The organism is Streptomyces jumonjinensis (assembly GCF_009600885.1).
In the GTDB taxonomy this organism is placed as follows: domain Bacteria; phylum Actinomycetota; class Actinomycetes; order Streptomycetales; family Streptomycetaceae; genus Streptomyces; species Streptomyces jumonjinensis.
The window spans coordinates 100,062-117,243 of sequence record NZ_VCLA01000201.1; the positions used below are offsets into that span (position 1 = coordinate 100,062).

Consider the following 17,182-nt stretch of genomic DNA (forward strand, 5'->3'; position numbering starts at 1 on the left):
CCCGGCCCTGTTCACCCCCAGCCTGTCCCGGATCATTCAACGCATCGACTCGCTACCGCTCGCCGAGCAGCAAGGGATCGCCCAGCGTGCCGCCGACCGCTACGTCCGCGCCCCCGTCCGGCTCCTGCCCCGCAGCACGGCGGCGCGGGCCGTCTCCCCGGCCCGGGACGCGTCACCGCCCCGTCAGAACGGCGGGCCCGATGCCGTCCCGGACTGGTCCAACGTTCTCCCGTTCACGCCCCGCACCACGAACCCGCCTCGCCCGTCCGGCCGCTGACCGGGGTACTCCCGTCACTCGGAAGCTGCGGACCGGGGCCCGTCGGACTCGCCCCCGGGGCTTACGAGGGCGGTCAGTTCGTCCACGGTGAGTTCGATCCGGCGGCCGTCCGCCATCCGGGCCCGTGCCTGCGATGCCGCCTGGGCGTCATCGGACAGCTCCTCGTACTCCCGGGCCTCGTCTCTGTTCACGGACTCCCCCTCTCCTTGTTCCGTTCGTGGTATGGCCAGAACAGCTCTGCTGGCGGGCGATTCATTCCGCCCGCCAGCCTTCCCGGCGGGATTCGCCCACGGCAGACACCCACCGGCCGCAACGGACTGGAACACGGTTCCGGACCCATGTTCAAGTACGGGTGTCGGGAAAAACCGCAGGTCAACGAAGGGATACCCGTACCCGTGACGCACTCCGCCCTCGCTCTTCCCCGCCCCGCGCAGCTCAGCCCCCTCCTCCCCTCCGCCGTCCGGGAATGGCCGCTGGGCTGCGGCTGCGCGGGCCCCGTCCTCGCCCTGCTGGACGCCCAGGGATGGACTCTGATCACCGACCCGGACGCCAACGTCCACGCCACCTGCCCGGACGGCGGGATGTACGTCGGGTTCCTCCCCGAGGCCCCGCCGCCCGCCACGGCGATCTCTGGCACATCCGCGCCCTCGACGTGAACGGCGACCCGGTCTGGCAGCAGACCTTCCCCACCGGCATCCCCCCGCAGGCCATCGCCGGATTCCTCGCCGGACTCATCACCACTCCCACCTCCCTCTGCACCCACTGCGCATGAACCCAGCCCGTCCGACCGGAGGACTGCACGTGCATCACAAGGTCACCGTGACCGCCTACCACCCCGACAGCACCGTCTGCCCGCCCGACCACACGTACACGACCAGCAACAGACCCCTCACCGAAGGCTGCGCCGGCCGTGAACGGTTCATCGCCTCCTGCCGCTGCGGCACCTGGACCGGGACGCCCTCGGCGACCAAGGGCTACGCGGCCGAGATGGGCCGCCGCCACCGTGCCCGGTACGTGCAGCCCCGTACCGCCGTCCGCCGCACCCCGAACTGAACTGTCGTCCCGCCGTCCGAGCCCGGAGGTATTGCCCTGTCCCAGCTGACCGTCGCCCAGCTCGTCCACCAGCTCCAGACCCTCGACCCCGCGCTGCCCGTCTTCCTCGCCGTCAACCCCGACTGGCCCTTCGCCCACACCATCGGCCGGGTGGTCGAGGGCACCGGACTGGACGGCCCGGCCGTCTACCTCGCCGAGGATGGCCAGGACCACTACCTCCCGCCCGCCGTCGCCGCCGAACTGGACTGGGCCGACGACTCATGACCCCGCCCACCGCCCTCTTCCCGCTGCGCAAGGCCACCCTGCGCCCCATGCCGGACGGCGTACGGGGAGCCCTCGTCCGCGAGGTATCTCCCGTCCCGGGCGACATCCTCCGCACTACCTGGCACTCCGCCACCACCTCCCGCCAGGACCGCATTGGCACCGGCGTACTCCTCCTCAACTGGACCCCGGCATCCTCCGGCGGCATGGACGTCACCGCCCTCTTCGGCCTCCACACGATGGAGGTCACCCTCGCCACCTGGCCAAACCTCCACGGTGACTGGAGCACCACCGTCCACCCCACCATCTACGAAACCCTGGGGCTGTACGCCGCACTCCGCGTCGCCACCGACGCGCTGAACCTGGCCAATGAGCACGCCACCGTCTGACCCGCCGCCCCACGATGAGGCCGTCCGGATCTTCCGGACGGCCTCTTGCCGTCGTGGCACCCTGCCCTATGGGGCATCTCCGCTGTGTGGGGTGATGCGCCCGCGCATGCTGTCTCCGTACTCGCTCAAGTGCCGCAGCCCGTCAGCGTTGATGAGCGTGATGTCGTGCTTGCTGGCGAACACCCGTGCCTGTTTGGTGTAGCGGGCGTTCGTCACCATCAGCGCCACCGTGGCCCGGTGCTCCGGGGCGGGCCGTTCCGTTGAACTTCTGGACATCGCCTGTCCCAGAGGATCCCGTTGATCACCTGGCTGTGGTCCCGCCACCGGCCGCACCGATTGTTGGTCGCTGGCAGCAGTGGTTCCAGCACGGCCCACTCAACGTCGGTCACGTCACCCCTGCTGATCGGGAGTATCACGAAAGCGGTGTTCACCACTTGGTTGGAGTAGGAGTTTCTTGTTGATCTGGTTGGCCTGTACCCGTCCGGCCGAGAGGCGGCCGTCGAAGGCGATGTCGAACGCGTTCATCGCCTCCATCCAGCGGCTGGTCCACCGTTTGCGTCCGCGGCCGGTGGGGTCGAGGGCGAGCGTGGTCAGGTAGAGCCGCTTGAGGGCCGCGGTCTCGTTGGGGAAATGCCCGCAGGCGTTGACCGAGCGCCGGTAGCGGGCGTTCAGGGACTCGATCGCGTTCGTCGTCGAGACGATCTTCCGGATCGGTGGCGGGAACCCGAGGAAGGGCACCACCTCGCTCCACGACCGTTCCCAGGCCCGGACCGCGGCCGGATATCTGGCTTCCCATTTCTCACCGAACTCAGCGAGCCGGGCAAGGGCTTCGTCCTCGTTCGCGGCGGTGCAGACGGGCTTGAGGTCGCGGGCCGCGGCGTCCCGGTCCTGGCGCGAGATGTATCTCAGGGTGGTGCGGACGAGGTGAACGATGCAGAGCTGGACCACCGTCTGCGGGAACACCGTGTTCACCGCCTCGGGCAGGCCCTTGAGGCCGTCGCAGACGAGCATCAGCACATCCCGCACGCCCCGGTTCTGCAGCTCGGCGAGGACGTTCTGCCAGTACTTCGCGCCCTCGCCGCCGTCGCCGGCCCACAGTCCGAGGATCTCCCGGTGACCGTCGCAGGTCACCGCGAGCACGACGTAGACCGGACGGTTCGCCACCGCACCATCGCGGATCTCGACGTTCACGCAGTCCACGAACAGGACCGGGTAGACGGGATCGAGCGGACGCGTGCGCCAGTCCGCCATCGAGTCCAGCGCCTTGTCCGTGATCGTGGAGACGGTCTCCTTGCTCGTCTCCATGCCGTACGTCTCGGCGAGATGCGCGACGATCTCCCCGGACGTCAGTCCCTTCGCGGTCAGGGACAGGACCGTCTCGTCCAGGCCGCCGGTCCGCCGCGCGTACTTCGGCAACAGGCTGGAGGTGAAAGTGCCCAGCCGGTCACGGGGGACCTGCACCGTCACGGTGCCGACCTCCGTCATCACCTTCCTCGGGCGGTAGCCGTTGCGGGCGTTGCCCCCGGACCGGGAGCCCCGGCCACCCGTGCGGCCGGCCTCCTCGGCCAAGTGCCGGTCCATCTCCGCCTCGACGGCGGCCTGCATGAGGTGCCGGGCCAGCTCGACCAGCAGGCCGCCCTCGCCCATCAGCTTCAGTCCACCGTCGTGGACCTTGACCTCGGCGAGTTCGGCCAGCTCGTCCAGCAGGCGCGGGCTCAGTCCGTGCGCGGCTGCCGCCTCGCGGCTCAGAATCGTTGCCTTCGATGCCACATCAGCACCGTCAACGCCGCTGCCCGGCATCGCAACCGACACGCCGCCGGCTTCCTCGATCAGGTGACCGTTCTCCGTGACCATCAGGGGTCCCTTCTGAGCGGGTGCCCACCTGATTCATGACACTCCCGACTACAGTGAAATCGCACTGGCGTTTGCTTGTTCTTCGTGAGGCGGGGAAGAGGGCGGTGAGTGGTGGCCGAGGGCACTGTGGAGCCCTGGGAGCGGCAGGGCGGGGAGTCGGTCCCGGCGTTCGAGGCGTTCGCCATGTATCGCGATCTTGGTCCGGCCCGGAGTGTCACGAAGGTGGCACGGGAGTTGCACAAATCCCGGACGCTGGTGGGCCGGTGGTCGCGGTCGTTCGCGTGGGTGACGAGGACGGCGGCGTACGACCGTGAGCAGGATCGTGTGTTCCTGGCGGAGCAGGCGCAGGCACGGCGGGATGTGGCCCGTCGGCACGCGAAGCTCGCGCAGGCCGTTCAGGGCAAGGCGGTCGCGCGGCTTCAGATGCTGGACCCGCGGGAGCTGTCGCCGTCGGAGCTGCTGCGGTACATCCAGGTCGCGTCGGAGATCGAGCGCCGGGCGGTGGGCGAGGGGCCGGTGTCCGGTGCGGTTGAGGACCAGGATCAGGGTGCGGATGTGGCGGCGCTGTCGGATGAGGAGCGCCGGGCCCGGATGGAGCAGCTGCGGCGGGAGCTGGAGCGTCGGCTGTTGGAAGGCTCGCAGTGAGCCGGGGGCGGGCGAAGCGTCGGCTGGCCGAGGACTTCGCTGATCCCTCGGTGATGGGCTTGGAGCAGATCCGGGCGGAGATCGCGGAGCTGGTGCGGGCCGATGAGCTGTCGGCTCGGCGGTGGGCCTGTGAGGTGCCGGATTGCGACGGGCTGCCCCATGCGGGGTGGCTGCATCGTCATGCCCGTGCGGCGCAGCGGCGGCCTGGGTGGCTGTGGACGGTGTGGATGATGCTTACTGGCCGCGGTTGGGGGAAGACGCGGACGGCGGCGGAGGCGGTACGGGAGTGGGCGCAGACTCCGGGGTTGCAGATCGTGGTGGTGGCGAAGAACGCGACGCTGGTGCGGGACATCTGCTTCGAGTCGCCGAAGTCGGGGCTGCTCGCGGTGATCCCGCCCGATCAAGTGGCGAAGTACAACTCCTCACTGGGGGACACGGTGCTCAAGTTGAAGAACGGCACGGTGATCCGGGGGTTCGGGGCGGAGACGCCCGACAACTTGAGAGGTTGGGCGTTCGACAAAGCGTGGATGGACGAGTACGCGGCCTGGTCGAGGCATACCGCCCAGGAGGTCTACGACATGGTGTGGTTCTGCCTCCGGGAGGCGGAGATGCCGCAGGTCGTGATCTCTACGACGCCGAAGCCGCTGCCCCATGTGAAGAAGCTGTACGAGCGCGGCCGGGCGCAGGAGCAGCGGGCGCGGGAGGGCGGTGATCCTCCGCGGGTGGTGCTCACGCGTGGGCATATGCGGGAGAACGACGCCAACCTGTCGCCGGCGGCGCGAGCGGAGCTGGAGGAGGACTACGCAGGCACGCGGCTGGGTCGGCAGGAGCTGTCGGGCGAGTTGCTGGAGGACGTGGAGGGCGCGCTGTGGAAGGGCTGGATGCTGGAGGTCGAGGGCTTCCGGCCCCGGCGTGAGCATCTGCCCGACATGCAGCGCGTGGTCATCGGGGTCGACCCGGCGACCAAGTCCCACGAGGACGCGGACATGACCGCGTTCACCGTGGCGGGCCGGGCCTTTCCGATCGAGACGCTGTACGGGGACGACCGGCCCCGCGGGTATCTGCTGCACGCCGAGCAGGACCGGTACACGCCGACCGGGGCGATGCGGCGGGCTGCGCAGCTCTATCACGAGCACCAGGCGGACTGTGTGGTCATCGAGGCGAACAACGGTGGCGAGTACCTGCCCGCGCTGTTGGAGCAGGTGGACCCGACGGTGAACTGGCGAATCGTTCATGCGACGCGGGGGAAGCGGGCGCGGGCCGCGCCTGCGGCCCAGTTGTACGAGCAGGCGCGGGTGTCGCACGTCGGCCCCGCGCGGGTGTTCGCGGAGCTGGAGGGGCAGATGACGACGTTCGTCGGCCAGGGGGAGACCGAGGACTCGCCGGACCTGCTGGACTCGGCGGTGTGGGCGCTGTGGGACCTGTTCCTTGATCCGGCGATGCCGCCGCCGCGCGGTGGTGATGATCAGCGGTTGAGTGGGCGGCGGTGAGTGGAGGCCGCCTCCTTGCTGCCTCTCGCAGTCGCGGGGAGTCGTATCGTGTCGGTATGAGCACACTCGGGGGAGCAGGGGCGGACGTCCAGCGTGCCGACGGCGCACGGGTGGTGCGCAATGTGATGGAGGGGGCCACGATTCACGGTCCCGTGGTTCAGGCGGGTCACATTGAGAATCTGAATATCGTTGCAACTGATGCTTTGAGCGGGAAGCGACAGGATGCGTACGAGGCATTTGCTTCGGGATGGGCTGTGCTTGAGCAGGGGGTGAGGAAGTGCGCCGTGGCCCTGTGGACCGTGGTTGATCCGTATGAGTTCGCGCAGCTGTGGATCTCAGCGCATGAGGCGTGGTGCGACCTGCGTGATGCCGAGACCCGCATCGCGCTCTTCGATGGCGACGAGACGCCAGCCGCTCGGGTCGTTGCATCTGCTCAGCGTGCACTCATGCACCTGGATCCGATCGTCTACTTGGACCTCTTCGAAGGCGTAGAAGAGGCGGTGCTTCCGTGCCTCCGAGAAGAGAACCAGCTTTGTCAAGGGCGACAGGCAGTGGACGAAGGGCACAAGGAGTTCCGTGCGTTCCTCCGCCACGCCGCCCAGATGACCGGTGAGCGTCGTCCTGAGGAGGAAGGCCGGTAGAAGCTGGCAGGGCGGGAGCGGGGGAACTTGCGGAAGGTGATCAGCTGGTCTGCCGCAGTCGTACGAGGTACCGCTTCCGGCCGTGCGCCTCGGGCTCGTCGCAGGTGTGTCCGTTCTCGATATGGTGATCGTCGGCGCGGGGCCGACCTTCCGGGAGTGGATGTGGGCCTGCGCGAGTTCGTGATCGACGCGTGGTCGTGGCTGAACTACAAGCCTGTGGTGGCCGCCGCAGGGCGTCCGGGGAACCGGTCGTTCCCCGAGCTGGCTGCGACGTGGCTGCCTCCACAGGAGATCCGTCGGCTGGCCGCGTACAAGGTGCTGGCGTCGTACGACAACAACCAGGCGGGGCAGCTGGCGGCGGCGTCCGGTGATGCCGGCGCGCTGGAGCGTCGGGAGCTGGGGGACGCGGCGAACCTGGTGGACACCGCGCTCGGTTACCTGCTGGGGCCGGAGCAGAAGGTCGCGGTGGCGGGTGCGGAGCACGCCGACGAGGAGCCGCCCGCACCGGGTTCGTCGGAGGCGGCGGCTGTGCAGGAGCGGTTGCGCGCGTGGGCGGAGAAGGAGCTGCTCGCGCTGCGGGTCCAGCAGGCGGAACGAACGGCGGTCCTGCTCGGCGACGGTGTGTACGCGCTGGCGTGGAGTCCGGAGAAGCAGCGGCCGACGCTGCGGGTGTACGACCCGGGCTTCTACTTCCCCCAGTGGGACGAGGAGGAGGACGAGGACTTCCCGCGTCGGGTCCACCTGGCGTGGGAGCTGCCGGAGGACGAGGACGCGGGTCTGAAGGCCAGGCTTCGGCGGGTGACGTACGAGCTGGGGCCGATCGGTGAGGACGGTGACGGTGCGGTGCGGCACTATCCGTGGTCTCCGGGTCAGCCGTCGCGCACGACGTGCTACCTCACGGACGCGGAGTGGGCGCTGGATGACCTGAAGCGCGGGGAGACCGTGGACCGGCTCCCGATGCACAAGGCCGTCTTCCGGGTGCGATCGGACGGTACCGAGCTGTACCGGCTGGACTTGATGATCGATTTCGTTCCGGTGGTGCACGTCACCAACACGATCCCGGCTGGGGGTGAGCACTGGGGCCGCCCGGTGCTCGCCCGGGTTCTCCAGGGGCTGGACGAGCTGGCGGCCACCGACTCGGACAGCTCGGCGGCGAGCGCGACGACGGGGACGCCGATTATCGGTCTCGCGGGCGCCCGGCTCCCGGTGGACCGGGCGACGGGGAAGCCGGAGCGGCTGCGGGTGGAGGCCGGCGCGGTCTGGGAGCTCGGGGAGACGGGGCGGATGGATGTGCTGGACACGTCGGCACAGCTCGCGGAGCTGCGGTCGCGGGTGGACCATCTGCTGGACCGGATCGCGTCGAACTCGCGGATCACCGCTGCCGGGCTGGGGACATTGGCGGCCTCGGAGGTGCCATCGGGGTACGCGCTGCGGCTGGCGCTGGTGCCGCTAGACGGGCTGGTCGCGTCGATGCGGCTGGCGAGGGAGCACAAGTACCGGTTGCTGCTCAAGTTCGTGCAGCGCCTGTTCCAGGCGGGACGGGCCGAGGGGTGGACGGCGGCCGGGGAGTCGTTCCCGGCGCGGCTGGCGTGGGCGCCGCATACGCCGACGGACCGGGCGGCCATGCTGGACGAGGTGGTGACGGCGTACGGGGCGGGTGTGCTGTCGCTGGAGACCGCGGTGGCGATGCTGGTGGACGCGGGCTATCCGATTGATGACGCGTCACAAGAAGTGGCGCGTATCCGGGCAAAGATGATGGAGGAGGCGTGACGTGCTGCGGAGGCGGCGCGGGCCGAGGAACCGGACGTGGGGTGACGTGAACCGTGACGAGGGTCTGGAGTCAGAGACTGTTACACGCGGTGAAGGTTGATCTGACAGGATGGTGGAGCCGCAGCGGGTCAAGGGACAGTAAAGACCTTATGTAGCCGCAGGTGAGAAAGAGTGTTCCCCGCGCGGCGGGGGTGGACCGCTCGCGTCTCTCCTGCCGATCATGGTGGAAGAGTGTTCCCCGCGCGGCGGGGGTGGACCGGTGCCGTCTCGTACCGTCCCGTCCGCCGGATCGTGTTCCCCGCGCGGCGGGGGTGGACCGATCGACAGCCACGATCTGGGCGAGAAGCTGGGGTGTTCCCCGCGCGGCGGGGGTGGACCGGTGCTGTTCGCGATCGTGGTCACCGCGGTGATGTGTTCCCCGCGCGGCGGGGGTGGACCGATTCGGCGGTCCGACGCTGCCACCAGGGGAGTGTGTTCCCCGCGCGGCGGGGGTGGACCGGATGCCCGGTCCGTGACGCCTGCATGGAGTGGGTGTTCCCCGCGCGGCGGGGGTGGACCGTGTCGAGATTCAGAACGGACGGAGCCCCAGTAGTGTCCCCCGCGCGGCGGGGGTGGACCGGCGAGCCTTCACACATCGGGCATGACGGCGTCGTGTTCCCCGCGCGGCGGGGGTGGACCGGGAGACGACGGCTCCGACCCCGGGGAAGCAGCGTGTTCCCCGCGCGGCGAGGGTGGGCCAGTTCCACCCCCGCCGCACGGTGCCCCGGAGGCGGTCACCGCCAGATGCCTCGGCGGCGCATCAGCTCAATCTGGGGGAGCGTGACCTTCTCCAGGTAGGGGCCGTGGCGGTACGGCGGCCGTTCGGCGTAAAGGTTCTTGGGGTAGATGGGCTTGTCGTAGACGATGCGGTACAGCTCCGTGCGCAGGTCCTTGGCGTTGTTCGTCCAGGCGGCTGTGGTGCGTCGGCGGCGGAGGGCGGCGATGTCGATGGTCGCGGTGACGAAGGTGGCGACGCCTCCGTGGTCGACGCGGCCGGCCGTCTGGCCGAAGGGGTCGGTGATGGTGGACTGGCCGCCGAAGAAGTCGACGCGGTGTCCGTCGCGTCCGGTGTACGCGGCCGGGTTGGGGGCGAGGACGTACATGCCGTTGTCGAGGGCGCGGGCCCGGTTCTGGATCTCGAAGGCCCCAGAGGCGACCCCAGGCAGGGGGTAGCTGGTTCGGTACGCAATCTCGCACCCGTTGAGAGCAAGGGCGCGGGCATTCTCTGGGAACGCGGCCTCGTTGGCCATCATGACGCCGAGGCGGCCGATGGGGGTGTCGGCGACGGGCCAGAAGGCGTTGAGGCAGCGGCCGTAGATCTCGGTCCACCGGTCGAAGACGTCGTGAGGGCTCATGCTGTGCTCGATCAGAGGCAGGGGGGTGAGCTTGTGGTGGCGCAGGATGATCTCGCCGCTGGGGTTGATGACGAAGCCGACGTTGAAGTAGCGGCCGGGGAAGTAGGGGTGGCGGGCCTTGGCCTGGGCCATCAGGTAGACGTCGAATTTGCGTGCCCAGGAGGCGAGTTCTTGGGTCTCGGGGCCGGGTATGTCGATGGCGCAGGCGCGGGCGTAGGTCTCGTGGTCGAGGTCGTGGATCTCGTCGGCGAAGCCCTGGAGTGAGCCTTCGGGGAGCACGAGAAGGCGTACGGGAAGGTCGAGGCTGCCCATGGAGACCGCTGAGCGGGCGAGTCGGTGCAGGCGCTGGAGGTTGGTGTGGATGTCGGCCCGGTTCTGGATCTCGGTTATCTCGGGGATGAGGCCGACGGCGGTGTAGGGGGCTGGAGACACGGGGGCTCCTTCGTCTCGGGTCGCTGTCATCCTGGGCCCGTGGTCGGACAGGATTTCGTCCGAACGAATGTCTGACGGGCTGGTTAGACTGATCGCAGCGCGGGGGCGCGCACCAGGAGGAGTTGCATGGCCCGGCCCCTGCCGACTCGTGAGCCCGTCGGCTACCGCGACGATGGGCGACCGATTTTCCCGATCCTCGGGGCTTCGTCCGAGGACGATTCGAACGATCACCTGGACGACGCCGACGACGGCGGTGGCGGCCAGGAGCATCAGGTCACGGTCACCCAGGACCGGTTGAAGCGGATGCTGACGCGGGAGAAGGCGCAAGGCGAGCGCGCGGCGGTCAAGCGCCTCATGGCTGCTCTGGGATTCGAGACGCCGAAGGCGCTGACGGAGTTCGTGACCGCGAAGCGGGAAGCCGATCAGGCCGCCCTGTCGGAGGCCGAGAGGCGGGAGCAGCAGGCCGCCGATCGGGAGCTGGAGGCGGCGCGGCGCGAGGATGCGGCGGCCGAGCGGGAGCGGGCGGCGCTGCGGCGCGCGGTGCTGGTCGGGCTCGGGGCGTCTGGTGACGACCTGGTGGATGCCGAACGTCTCCTCGCTGATGAGAATGACGCTGACGAGGCGCAGCTTCAGGCCGCGGGGGAGGCGCTCCGGGTACGGCGGCCGGAGCTGTTCGGTGAGGTGCGAACCCCTGTGCCGGCTGCTCCGGGTGGGGCTCCGGCTGGTCGGGCTCCGTCGCGGACGGCACCGGTGCAGAAGCCGGGTGCGGTGGGGTTGGACATGGCCCGTCGCCGTGGGTTGATTCCGGAGTCCGGCGAGAGCCGCTGATCTTCGGCTTGCAGGAGCTGGGGGACCACGCCCCCTTCATGAACCCGTGGACGGCACCGCCCTGTGGGCGGGTGCGCGGACCTTTACCGCATCGTCCATGGAGACACAGCGTGACCATCCATCCTGTTTCATCCAGCCAGCACGTGACCGCCAACCGTGAGTGGCTGGCGTCCAAGCACGGTCTGGACTCGACCGACACCATCACCCTCGACCTGAACCTGTTCACCGAGGGTGTCCACTTCGAGACCGCCGAGGACTGCGACCCGTACGGCCGGGTGTTCTCCGGCGTACCGGTGGCCCGGGTCAAGGAGTCGGGTCTGTACGGGCCGTACGACCCGGAGGCGACCTGCGGCCGTCAGGTGCTGCGTGGCTTCGTCGTCGCGGAGGTGCCTGTCGCGCCGGGGCAGACCCGGGTCCCGGCCGCCCTGCTGTGGCACGGTGCCGTGAAGGCATCGAAGGTCCCCGGTGGCATCGACGTGTCCCAGCTGTCCTGGCACCCGCGGGCCGCGCTGGTCCGCTTCGTCTGATCGGGGCCTGAACAGTGACGATTCAGGACCTGCTGAAGGACGTTGCGGTCGTTGACCTGACGGCCTTCGCGCGGGCGATTCCGTCGCCGAAGGACTTCCTGCTCACCCAGACGATCTTCCCGACGATGGAGCTGCGCCAGGTCAAGTGGCGTACCCGGGACTCGGGGCGATACGTCAACGTGGCGAAGTACAGGAGCTTTGACGCGTCGGTGCCGTTCGCGACACGCGAGGCGTGGCAGACCTCCCGCGAAGGCGCGCTGCCTCCGCTCGGGCAGAAGCTCATCGTCGGGGAGCAGGAGCAGATCCTGCTCGAAGCGTCACACGGCGCGGACCAGGACCGGCTGATCGAGCTGCTGTACGACGATGTGGAGCGGCATGTCGAGGCGATCCGGTCGCGGCTGGAGCTGGCGGCTGGGGATGTTCTGACCGACGGGAAGTTCACTCTCGACCAGGAGAACGGGCTCACCCTGGAGGTGGACTGGAACGTCCCCGCGGCGAACATGCCGGTCGCTCGCCGGCCCTGGTCCGATCCGGAGTCCGATCCGATCGCGGACGAACTCCGGTGGATCCAGCACCTGGACGACGTCGGGGTGCCCGAGCCGGAGTTGGCGGTCACCTCACGGAAGGCGTTTTCGCACCTCGCGGGCAATGCCGCGTACCGGGCGGCGTACTACGGGTCGGTGCATCCGTCGACCACGCCGACGGCGACGCTGACTCCGGGGCAGATCAACACGGTGCGCGGCACCTACGGGCTCCCGCCCGTGACGTTCTACAAGGCTCAGGTGCGGGTGGACGGCACCTCGCGGAAGGTGCTGCCGGAGGACCGGTGGATTCTGGTGCCGCCGGAGCGGGAGAAGTGGGCGCAAACGATGTTCGGTGTGACGGCCGAGGGGCTGGTGCTGTCCCGTGGCTCGAACCCGGAGATCGTGAAGGAGGACGCGCCGGGGATCATCATCACCCGCGGGGTGCAGGATGACCCGGTTCAGATCTGGACCAAGGGCGCGGCGGTCGGGATGCCGGTGATGCACACCCCGGACGCGCACATCGTGGCGAAGGTGCTGTGATGCCGATGCCCCGACGGCTGAAGGCGGCCGTGTTCGTCCGCGATCCGGCCACCCGGGAGGAGCTGGTGCTGCGGCCCGGTGACGCCCCGGAGCCGGAGATCGCGGCGCTGGTGACCCATCCGGACGCGTGGGACGGCCCGGCCGAGGACCCGGAGGAGGATGTGGCGTCCTCGTCGCCCGGCTCCACGCCGGCGGGGAAGCCTGCCGGGGACGAGGCGGGGACCGGGCGCAAGACCGCGTCGCGTCGTCCGCGTTCCGCGTCCTCGGACTGACCCTGTGCCCGAACCGGCCCGCTGCCAGGACGTCCTGGCAGCGGGCCGCCGTATGCGAACGGAGACCCGCTTCGTGGACGAGTTTCAGCGGTCCTGGCTCCTGGCCCAGCTCGGCCCCGACACCGACCCGGCCGATCTGGAGCGCCGCTATTTCCGGCTCCGGTCGGTGCGCGCGGTGGCGCTGGAGGTCCTGGGCGAGCGGCGGGCGAAGCTCCTCGCGGACCCCTTGAAGGTCACCGTGGACGGGGTTGTCACGATGGACTTGCAGGAGAACCTGCGGGGCATCGAGCGGCAGATCGAACACGTCCGTCAGCTCCCGGCGCCGGACGGCCCGGACGACGAGGAGCCGGACGAGTCCACGGTGCTGGTGGTGACGACGCTGTTCCCGGGGCGGCGCACCCGGTAGACCTGTTGGGGCGGGCGGCCGAGCGCGAGGGGATGGCGGAATCGCAGGGGTCGCGCAGGTTGGGGTCGGTAGGGTCGACTTGACCTTCGGGGCCACGGGGATGGTCCTGCGCACCGGCGAAGGGGATGGAATGTCGATGCAGAATGTTCCTTGGGGACTGGGCTTAGTGACTGACCGGCTGCCGGTGTCGCCGCCGCCCTACGCGCACGTCGAGCTGGACCCGCTGACGCAGCTTGCCCGCTACACCGATGAGACCGGGCAGGTCATCGAGATGGGGAAGCACGGCACGAACAAGACGAAGGGAACGACGTCGAAGTCCGGGGGATCGGGTGGCACCGACGGTCAGGGGCCGAAGCCCCAGGTTGAGGACGATGTGACGACCGACTACGAAGCCGACTGAGCCGGTGGGCCAGGCAGTGGTGGTGGTGACGTCCCTGGAAGACGTCACCGCGGATCTCGTCATTGAGGAGCTGAACGACCTCGGCGCGACGGTCGTGCGGGTCGATCCGGCTGACATCGGCCCTGATCGGATGTTTGGGGCCGCGTTGGGCCCCCGCGGGTGGACGGGGTCGTTGACGACCCCGAGCCGCACGGTGGCGTTCGAGGAGATCGGGGCCGTGTACTACCGGCGGCCGAGCCCCTGGCTGATGCCTCGCTTCGAAGGAGCCGATGAGCGGACGCGCGCGTTCGCCGCGGCGGAGGCGAAGCACGGCCTCGGCGGCATTCTGACGAACATCCCGGGGTGCCGGTACGTGAATCATCCGGCTGCCGTCACCCGGGCGGAGTTCAAAGCTGCCCAGCTCCAGACGGCCGTGGGGATCGGCCTGGTGGTGCCCCCGACGCTGATCACCAACGACGCCGAGCGGGCGCGCACCTTCGCCGCGGAGCACGGTCCGGTGGTCTACAAGCCCTTCCGGGGCCTGCCCGTCTCGGACGACGGGCAGGCCGGCGCGATCTGGGCTCAGCGGATCAACCCGGAAACGCTGGATGAGTCCGTTGCCCTGACCGCGCACCTGTTTCAGGCCGAGGTGCCGAAGACGGCGGACGTCCGGATCACTGTGGTGGGGCAGAAGGTCTTTGCTCAGCGGATCTGCGCCCCTGACGGGGCCTTGGACTGGCGGCGCGGCGACTGGGACGCGCTGGAGCACCGGCCCCTCACCGTTCCCCCTGCGGTCGCCGAGGCCCTGGTCACGTACCTGGACGCCTTCGGGCTCGTCTTCGGCTGCTTTGACTTCGCGCTGCGGGAGGACCTTCCCCATGACGCGCCGGAGCGGTTCACGTTCATCGAGTGCAACCCCAACGGACAGTGGGGGTGGCTGCCCGACTCCACCGACATCGCCGTGGCCTTCGCCCGCCTCCTGATGGAAGGACCCCAACCATGACCGGCACAGGCGACACTGAGCGCGCGCGGCGACTCCGGAGCGAACTGGCCGCTGCCGTGGTGCGCGACGAACGGGCCGATGGCTGGCGTCAGGCCGTGGAGACGGTTCCCCGACACCGGTTCACCCCCGGGTTCTACCTGCCGGCCGAGAAGCCCTCACCGCGGGGGTTCACGTGGTGGGAGCCGGTCACCGCCGAGCATGATCCCGAGCGGTGGCTCACCGCCGCCTACACCAACCAGAGCCTCGTCACCCAGCTCGACGGCGACGAGCCCGACTGGGAGAATCCCGAGCCCCGCGACGGCGGCTCCCCCACCTCTTCGTCCACCCTGCCGTCGCTGGTACTGCGGATGTGGGAGGACGCGGACCTGGCCGAGGGCCAGGACATCCTGGAGATCGGGACGGGCACCGGATACTCCACCGCGCTGGCCTGCGAACGGTACGGGTCCGACGCCGTCACCACCGTCGAAGTCGACAATCACCGGCTCGAACAGGCGGCCACCGCTCTGTACGGCCTCGGCTACACGCCCGATCTCGCGGTAGCGGACGGCCTGTACGGCTACTGGCCGTCGGCCCCGTTCGACCGTGTCGTCGCCGCCTGCTCCGTCCGTACCGTTCCCCGGGCGTGGATCGCCCAGACCCGGCCCGGAGGGAAGATCCTGGTCACGCTCGGAGGCTGGCAGTTCGGCTTCGGCCGCACCCTGCTCACCGTCCACGCCGACGGCACCGCCAGTGGCCCGCTCCTGCCGGGAACCGTGTCCTTCATGCTCGCCCGCCCCCACCAGGCCCCCGGCTTCGGCAACCCCGCCCACTGGAGCTCGCTCCTGGCCGAGGCGTTTCCCACCACCACCCGTCACGCCATCGACTGGCTCACTGCTGAGACGGAGGAAGCGTTCTTCACCCGCTTCCTGATCCAGTCGGCCCTGCCGACCGGCCAGATCACCACGCTCGATGGGGCGACCTTCCTGATCGACGTCACCACCGGCTCGGTGGCCTCTCTCACCACCGAGGACGACGGGCTGTTCGTACGGCAGGCCGGGCCGGTTCGCCTCTGGGACCGTGCCGAAGAAGTCCTCGACGCGCACGCTGCGGCGGGTCACCCCGGCCCGGAGGAGTTCCGTCTCACCGTTGACGTGGTCGGGCAGCACCTCCAGCACCCCGAGATGCCCGCCATCTCCCTGCGGTGAACAAGCCTGCTGGTGGTCTCTGAGCCCGTGGCTTCCAATGGGCATGGCCCGCGTCCCGGGCTTGCGGCCAGGGACACGGGCCATGGTTCGTGGGTCGCTCAGATGCCGTTGGGCTCGCTCCGGGCGTCGATGAAGCGGGTGAACGCGTCCGGGGAGACCATCAGCATGGGGCCGGTGGGGTTCTTCGAGTCGCGGATGGCGATGCCGCCGTGAGCGCGAACGTCGGCGACCTCGATGCAGTTGCCGTTGTCCTGTGTGCTGTAGCTGGACTTGAACCAGGCCAGCCCAGTGCGGCAGTCGGTGAGAGGTGCGTGCGGGGTTTCGGTGTTGCTGGTCATGTCCACAACTTCTCTGCTAGTTCGGTCAGTATCTGTGAGGTCTGGCTGGGGCCGGGTGCGGCCTTCGCCATGGCGTCGAACTGACGCTGGAACTGTGCGACGTCCGATGGCTTCGACCACATGGTGGTTGCCTTCGCGCTGTCGCCCTGGGTGACGGAGTCGAGGCCATTGAAGTCCAGCACGGTGAAGTTGTAGCTGGACCGGTAGGTCGCGAGGTCTTCGGGGATGATCTGGACTTCTACCTTGTCGAGTTGGCAGAGGCGCAGGATCTCGTCGTACTGGGCACGCATGACCTCGGGTGAACCGATCATGGTGCGGAGGGTGTTGGCCGTCAGGATGATGTGAACCTCTGGCCCGTCCGGATGGGTCAGCAGGGCCTTGCGATCCATCCGCAGTCTGACGCCCTGCTCAACGAAATCCGTGGTGCGCTCTTCCACGATCTTGGCCGATCCAGCGAGCGCGAGAGCGTAGGGCTCGGCTTGAAGCAGTCCGTGGACTACGTGGTTCTGGAAACCACGGATACGGACGGCCTCACGTTCCAGACCCAGGTACATGGGCAGCCCGGACGGCAGGATGGGTGAGTACGAGGTGAACGGCTCCCGGCTGAGTGAGTCCCGCTGCATCTGGAGCAGAGTGTCGCGGTGGTCCGGGTCGGTGACCCCGTAGCGGTCGAGTAGTTTCTCCAAGTCCTTGAGCTTGGGAAGCGGAATGTCCCCGCTTTCCACACGACTCAGCTTCGACCGGGAGAAGCCGAGTTCCAGCGAAACGCTCTCCGCGGTGAGCTCTAGATTCTCGCGCAGCTCGCGGAGTTCCTTTCCGAGCATGACCCGTAGGTATGTCGGTCCTCGTCGTGCAGCCACCTGTCCCCTCACTTCGACATCTGTCCATCGGATCGAGGCCCCAGTCCGGCGACATAGGTTATCTGTCCGCCATCGCGGGGTTTCAGTCCGGCAACTGAACTGCCCTGTCTCACGC

Annotated in this window: 21 protein-coding genes, 2 pseudogenes and 1 CRISPR repeat array; of the genes and pseudogenes, 17 read left to right on the plus strand and 6 right to left on the minus strand. The window is 69.1% G+C overall.

The window, feature by feature from the left end; all coding sequences use genetic code 11:
• Positions 1-277 (plus strand): annotated as a pseudogene (locus FF041_RS39885) (hypothetical protein); the annotation flags it as partial.
• A gap of 14 nt (positions 278-291) precedes the next feature.
• On the opposite strand, the gene FF041_RS36090 reads toward FF041_RS39885, so the two are convergent.
• Positions 292-468: a hypothetical protein gene (locus FF041_RS36090; RefSeq protein WP_228388890.1), complete on the minus strand. Its 177-nt coding sequence runs from the start codon at positions 466-468 to the stop codon at positions 292-294.
• 204 nt (positions 469-672) lie between these two features.
• On the opposite strand from FF041_RS36090, the gene FF041_RS40490 reads away from it, so the two are divergent.
• The 4 genes from FF041_RS40490 to FF041_RS36110 all read left to right on the plus strand — a co-directional run bounded on the left by FF041_RS40490 (position 673) and on the right by FF041_RS36110 (position 1,980).
• The gene (locus FF041_RS40490; RefSeq protein WP_323393691.1) at positions 673-933 is read left to right on the plus strand and encodes a hypothetical protein; all 261 of its coding nucleotides are present in this window, start codon (positions 673-675) and stop codon (positions 931-933) included.
• Positions 843-1,049, plus strand: a complete 207-nt coding sequence (locus FF041_RS39890) for a DUF317 domain-containing protein (protein WP_323393689.1) — start codon at positions 843-845, stop codon at positions 1,047-1,049. The genes FF041_RS40490 and FF041_RS39890 overlap by 91 nt, the downstream gene beginning before the upstream one ends.
• A 29-nt stretch (positions 1,050-1,078) precedes the next feature.
• Complete coding sequence (locus tag FF041_RS36100; RefSeq protein WP_228388892.1) at positions 1,079-1,330, plus strand: hypothetical protein; 252 nt, start codon at positions 1,079-1,081, stop codon at positions 1,328-1,330.
• 260 nt (positions 1,331-1,590) lie between these two features.
• The gene (locus FF041_RS36110; protein WP_153526786.1) at positions 1,591-1,980 is read left to right on the plus strand and encodes an esterase; all 390 of its coding nucleotides are present in this window, start codon (positions 1,591-1,593) and stop codon (positions 1,978-1,980) included.
• A gap of 66 nt (positions 1,981-2,046) precedes the next feature.
• On the opposite strand, the gene FF041_RS36115 is transcribed toward FF041_RS36110, so the two are convergent.
• Together FF041_RS36115 and FF041_RS36125 are read right to left on the minus strand one after the other, a co-directional pair.
• Entirely contained in the window at positions 2,047-2,256 is a 210-nt protein-coding gene (locus FF041_RS36115; protein ID WP_153526788.1) for a restriction endonuclease, read from the minus strand.
• Between the two features lie 195 nt (positions 2,257-2,451).
• Positions 2,452-3,780: pseudogene (locus FF041_RS36125) on the minus strand (IS256 family transposase); the annotation flags it as partial.
• Positions 3,781-3,945: 165 nt separating this feature from the next.
• Between FF041_RS36125 and FF041_RS36130 the strand changes: the two are divergent.
• From FF041_RS36130 to FF041_RS36145, 4 genes are all read left to right on the plus strand, one after another.
• Positions 3,946-4,479 (plus strand): hypothetical protein, encoded by a 534-nt coding sequence (locus FF041_RS36130; RefSeq protein WP_153526792.1) that lies wholly within the window; start codon positions 3,946-3,948, stop codon positions 4,477-4,479.
• Entirely contained in the window at positions 4,476-5,969 is a 1,494-nt protein-coding gene (locus FF041_RS36135; RefSeq protein WP_153526794.1) for a terminase large subunit domain-containing protein, read from the plus strand. Before FF041_RS36130 ends, FF041_RS36135 begins: the two co-directional genes overlap by 4 nt.
• A gap of 56 nt (positions 5,970-6,025) precedes the next feature.
• A complete protein-coding gene (locus FF041_RS36140; RefSeq protein ID WP_153526796.1) occupies positions 6,026-6,610 on the plus strand; it encodes a hypothetical protein in 585 nt (194 codons plus the stop codon).
• Between the two features lie 156 nt (positions 6,611-6,766).
• Positions 6,767-8,380 carry a hypothetical protein gene (locus tag FF041_RS36145; RefSeq protein ID WP_153526798.1) on the plus strand — a complete coding sequence of 538 codons (1,614 nt, stop codon included), beginning with the start codon at positions 6,767-6,769 and terminating at the stop codon, positions 8,378-8,380.
• A gap of 171 nt (positions 8,381-8,551) precedes the next feature.
• Positions 8,552-9,119: direct repeats of the CRISPR family, unit length 28 nt; unit sequence GTGTTCCCCGCGCGGCGGGGGTGGACCG.
• 34 nt (positions 9,120-9,153) lie between these two features.
• Here FF041_RS36145 and FF041_RS36150 read toward each other — a convergent pair.
• Positions 9,154-10,206 carry a nitrilase-related carbon-nitrogen hydrolase gene (locus FF041_RS36150; RefSeq protein ID WP_323393675.1) on the minus strand — a complete coding sequence of 351 codons (1,053 nt, stop codon included), beginning with the start codon at positions 10,204-10,206 and terminating at the stop codon, positions 9,154-9,156.
• Positions 10,207-10,332: 126 nt separating this feature from the next.
• Here FF041_RS36150 and FF041_RS36155 point away from each other — a divergent pair, with 126 nt between their 5' ends.
• The 8 genes from FF041_RS36155 to tgmC all read left to right on the plus strand — a co-directional run bounded on the left by FF041_RS36155 (position 10,333) and on the right by tgmC (position 15,869).
• A complete protein-coding gene (locus FF041_RS36155; protein ID WP_153526802.1) occupies positions 10,333-11,034 on the plus strand; it encodes a hypothetical protein in 702 nt (233 codons plus the stop codon).
• Between the two features lie 143 nt (positions 11,035-11,177).
• The gene (locus FF041_RS36160; protein WP_323393676.1) at positions 11,178-11,561 is read left to right on the plus strand and encodes a head decoration protein; all 384 of its coding nucleotides are present in this window, start codon (positions 11,178-11,180) and stop codon (positions 11,559-11,561) included.
• A gap of 14 nt (positions 11,562-11,575) precedes the next feature.
• Positions 11,576-12,625, plus strand: coding sequence for a major capsid protein (locus FF041_RS36165; RefSeq protein WP_323393677.1), 1,050 nt, complete (start codon positions 11,576-11,578; stop codon positions 12,623-12,625).
• The gene (locus tag FF041_RS36170; protein ID WP_153526804.1) at positions 12,625-12,897 is read left to right on the plus strand and encodes a hypothetical protein; all 273 of its coding nucleotides are present in this window, start codon (positions 12,625-12,627) and stop codon (positions 12,895-12,897) included. Before FF041_RS36165 ends, FF041_RS36170 begins: the two co-directional genes overlap by 1 nt.
• A gap of 73 nt (positions 12,898-12,970) precedes the next feature.
• Positions 12,971-13,303 carry a hypothetical protein gene (locus FF041_RS36175; RefSeq protein WP_323393678.1) on the plus strand — a complete coding sequence of 111 codons (333 nt, stop codon included), beginning with the start codon at positions 12,971-12,973 and terminating at the stop codon, positions 13,301-13,303.
• A 130-nt stretch (positions 13,304-13,433) separates the two neighbouring features.
• The gene (gene tgmA, locus FF041_RS36180) at positions 13,434-13,703 is read left to right on the plus strand and encodes a putative ATP-grasp-modified RiPP (protein ID WP_153526808.1); all 270 of its coding nucleotides are present in this window, start codon (positions 13,434-13,436) and stop codon (positions 13,701-13,703) included.
• A 25-nt stretch (positions 13,704-13,728) separates the two neighbouring features.
• Positions 13,729-14,685: an ATP-grasp ribosomal peptide maturase gene (gene tgmB / locus FF041_RS36185; RefSeq protein ID WP_323393690.1), complete on the plus strand. Its 957-nt coding sequence runs from the start codon at positions 13,729-13,731 to the stop codon at positions 14,683-14,685.
• Positions 14,682-15,869 carry an ATP-grasp peptide maturase system methyltransferase gene (gene tgmC / locus FF041_RS36190; protein ID WP_153526810.1) on the plus strand — a complete coding sequence of 396 codons (1,188 nt, stop codon included), beginning with the start codon at positions 14,682-14,684 and terminating at the stop codon, positions 15,867-15,869. The genes tgmB and tgmC overlap by 4 nt, the downstream gene beginning before the upstream one ends.
• 98 nt (positions 15,870-15,967) lie before the next feature.
• Here the strand turns inward: tgmC and FF041_RS36195 are convergent, their stop codons facing one another.
• Both FF041_RS36195 and FF041_RS36200 read right to left on the minus strand, forming a co-directional pair.
• Entirely contained in the window at positions 15,968-16,207 is a 240-nt protein-coding gene (locus FF041_RS36195; RefSeq protein ID WP_153526812.1) for a DUF397 domain-containing protein, read from the minus strand.
• A complete protein-coding gene (locus FF041_RS36200) occupies positions 16,204-17,031 on the minus strand; it encodes a helix-turn-helix domain-containing protein (protein WP_194292331.1) in 828 nt (275 codons plus the stop codon). The genes FF041_RS36195 and FF041_RS36200 overlap by 4 nt, the downstream gene beginning before the upstream one ends.
• Positions 17,032-17,182: the final 151 nt, after the last annotated feature.

What these genes read in the sequence shown, in the direction of transcription:
- FF041_RS36170 (WP_153526804.1), top strand. Translation starts at nt 12,625, where the DNA reads ATGCCGATGCCCCGACGGCTGAAGGCGGCCGTGTTCGTCCGCGATCCG.
- FF041_RS36195 (WP_153526812.1), bottom strand. Translation starts at nt 16,207, where the DNA reads ATGACCAGCAACACCGAAACCCCGCACGCACCTCTCACCGACTGCCGC.
- tgmC (WP_153526810.1), top strand. Translation starts at nt 14,682, where the DNA reads ATGACCGGCACAGGCGACACTGAGCGCGCGCGGCGACTCCGGAGCGAA.
- tgmA (WP_153526808.1), top strand. Translation starts at nt 13,434, where the DNA reads ATGTCGATGCAGAATGTTCCTTGGGGACTGGGCTTAGTGACTGACCGG.
- FF041_RS36155 (WP_153526802.1), top strand. Translation starts at nt 10,333, where the DNA reads ATGGCCCGGCCCCTGCCGACTCGTGAGCCCGTCGGCTACCGCGACGAT.
- FF041_RS36110 (WP_153526786.1), top strand. Translation starts at nt 1,591, where the DNA reads ATGACCCCGCCCACCGCCCTCTTCCCGCTGCGCAAGGCCACCCTGCGC.
- FF041_RS36140 (WP_153526796.1), top strand. Translation starts at nt 6,026, where the DNA reads ATGAGCACACTCGGGGGAGCAGGGGCGGACGTCCAGCGTGCCGACGGC.
- FF041_RS36200 (WP_194292331.1), bottom strand. Translation starts at nt 17,031, where the DNA reads ATGCTCGGAAAGGAACTCCGCGAGCTGCGCGAGAATCTAGAGCTCACC.
- FF041_RS36115 (WP_153526788.1), bottom strand. Translation starts at nt 2,256, where the DNA reads ATGTCCAGAAGTTCAACGGAACGGCCCGCCCCGGAGCACCGGGCCACG.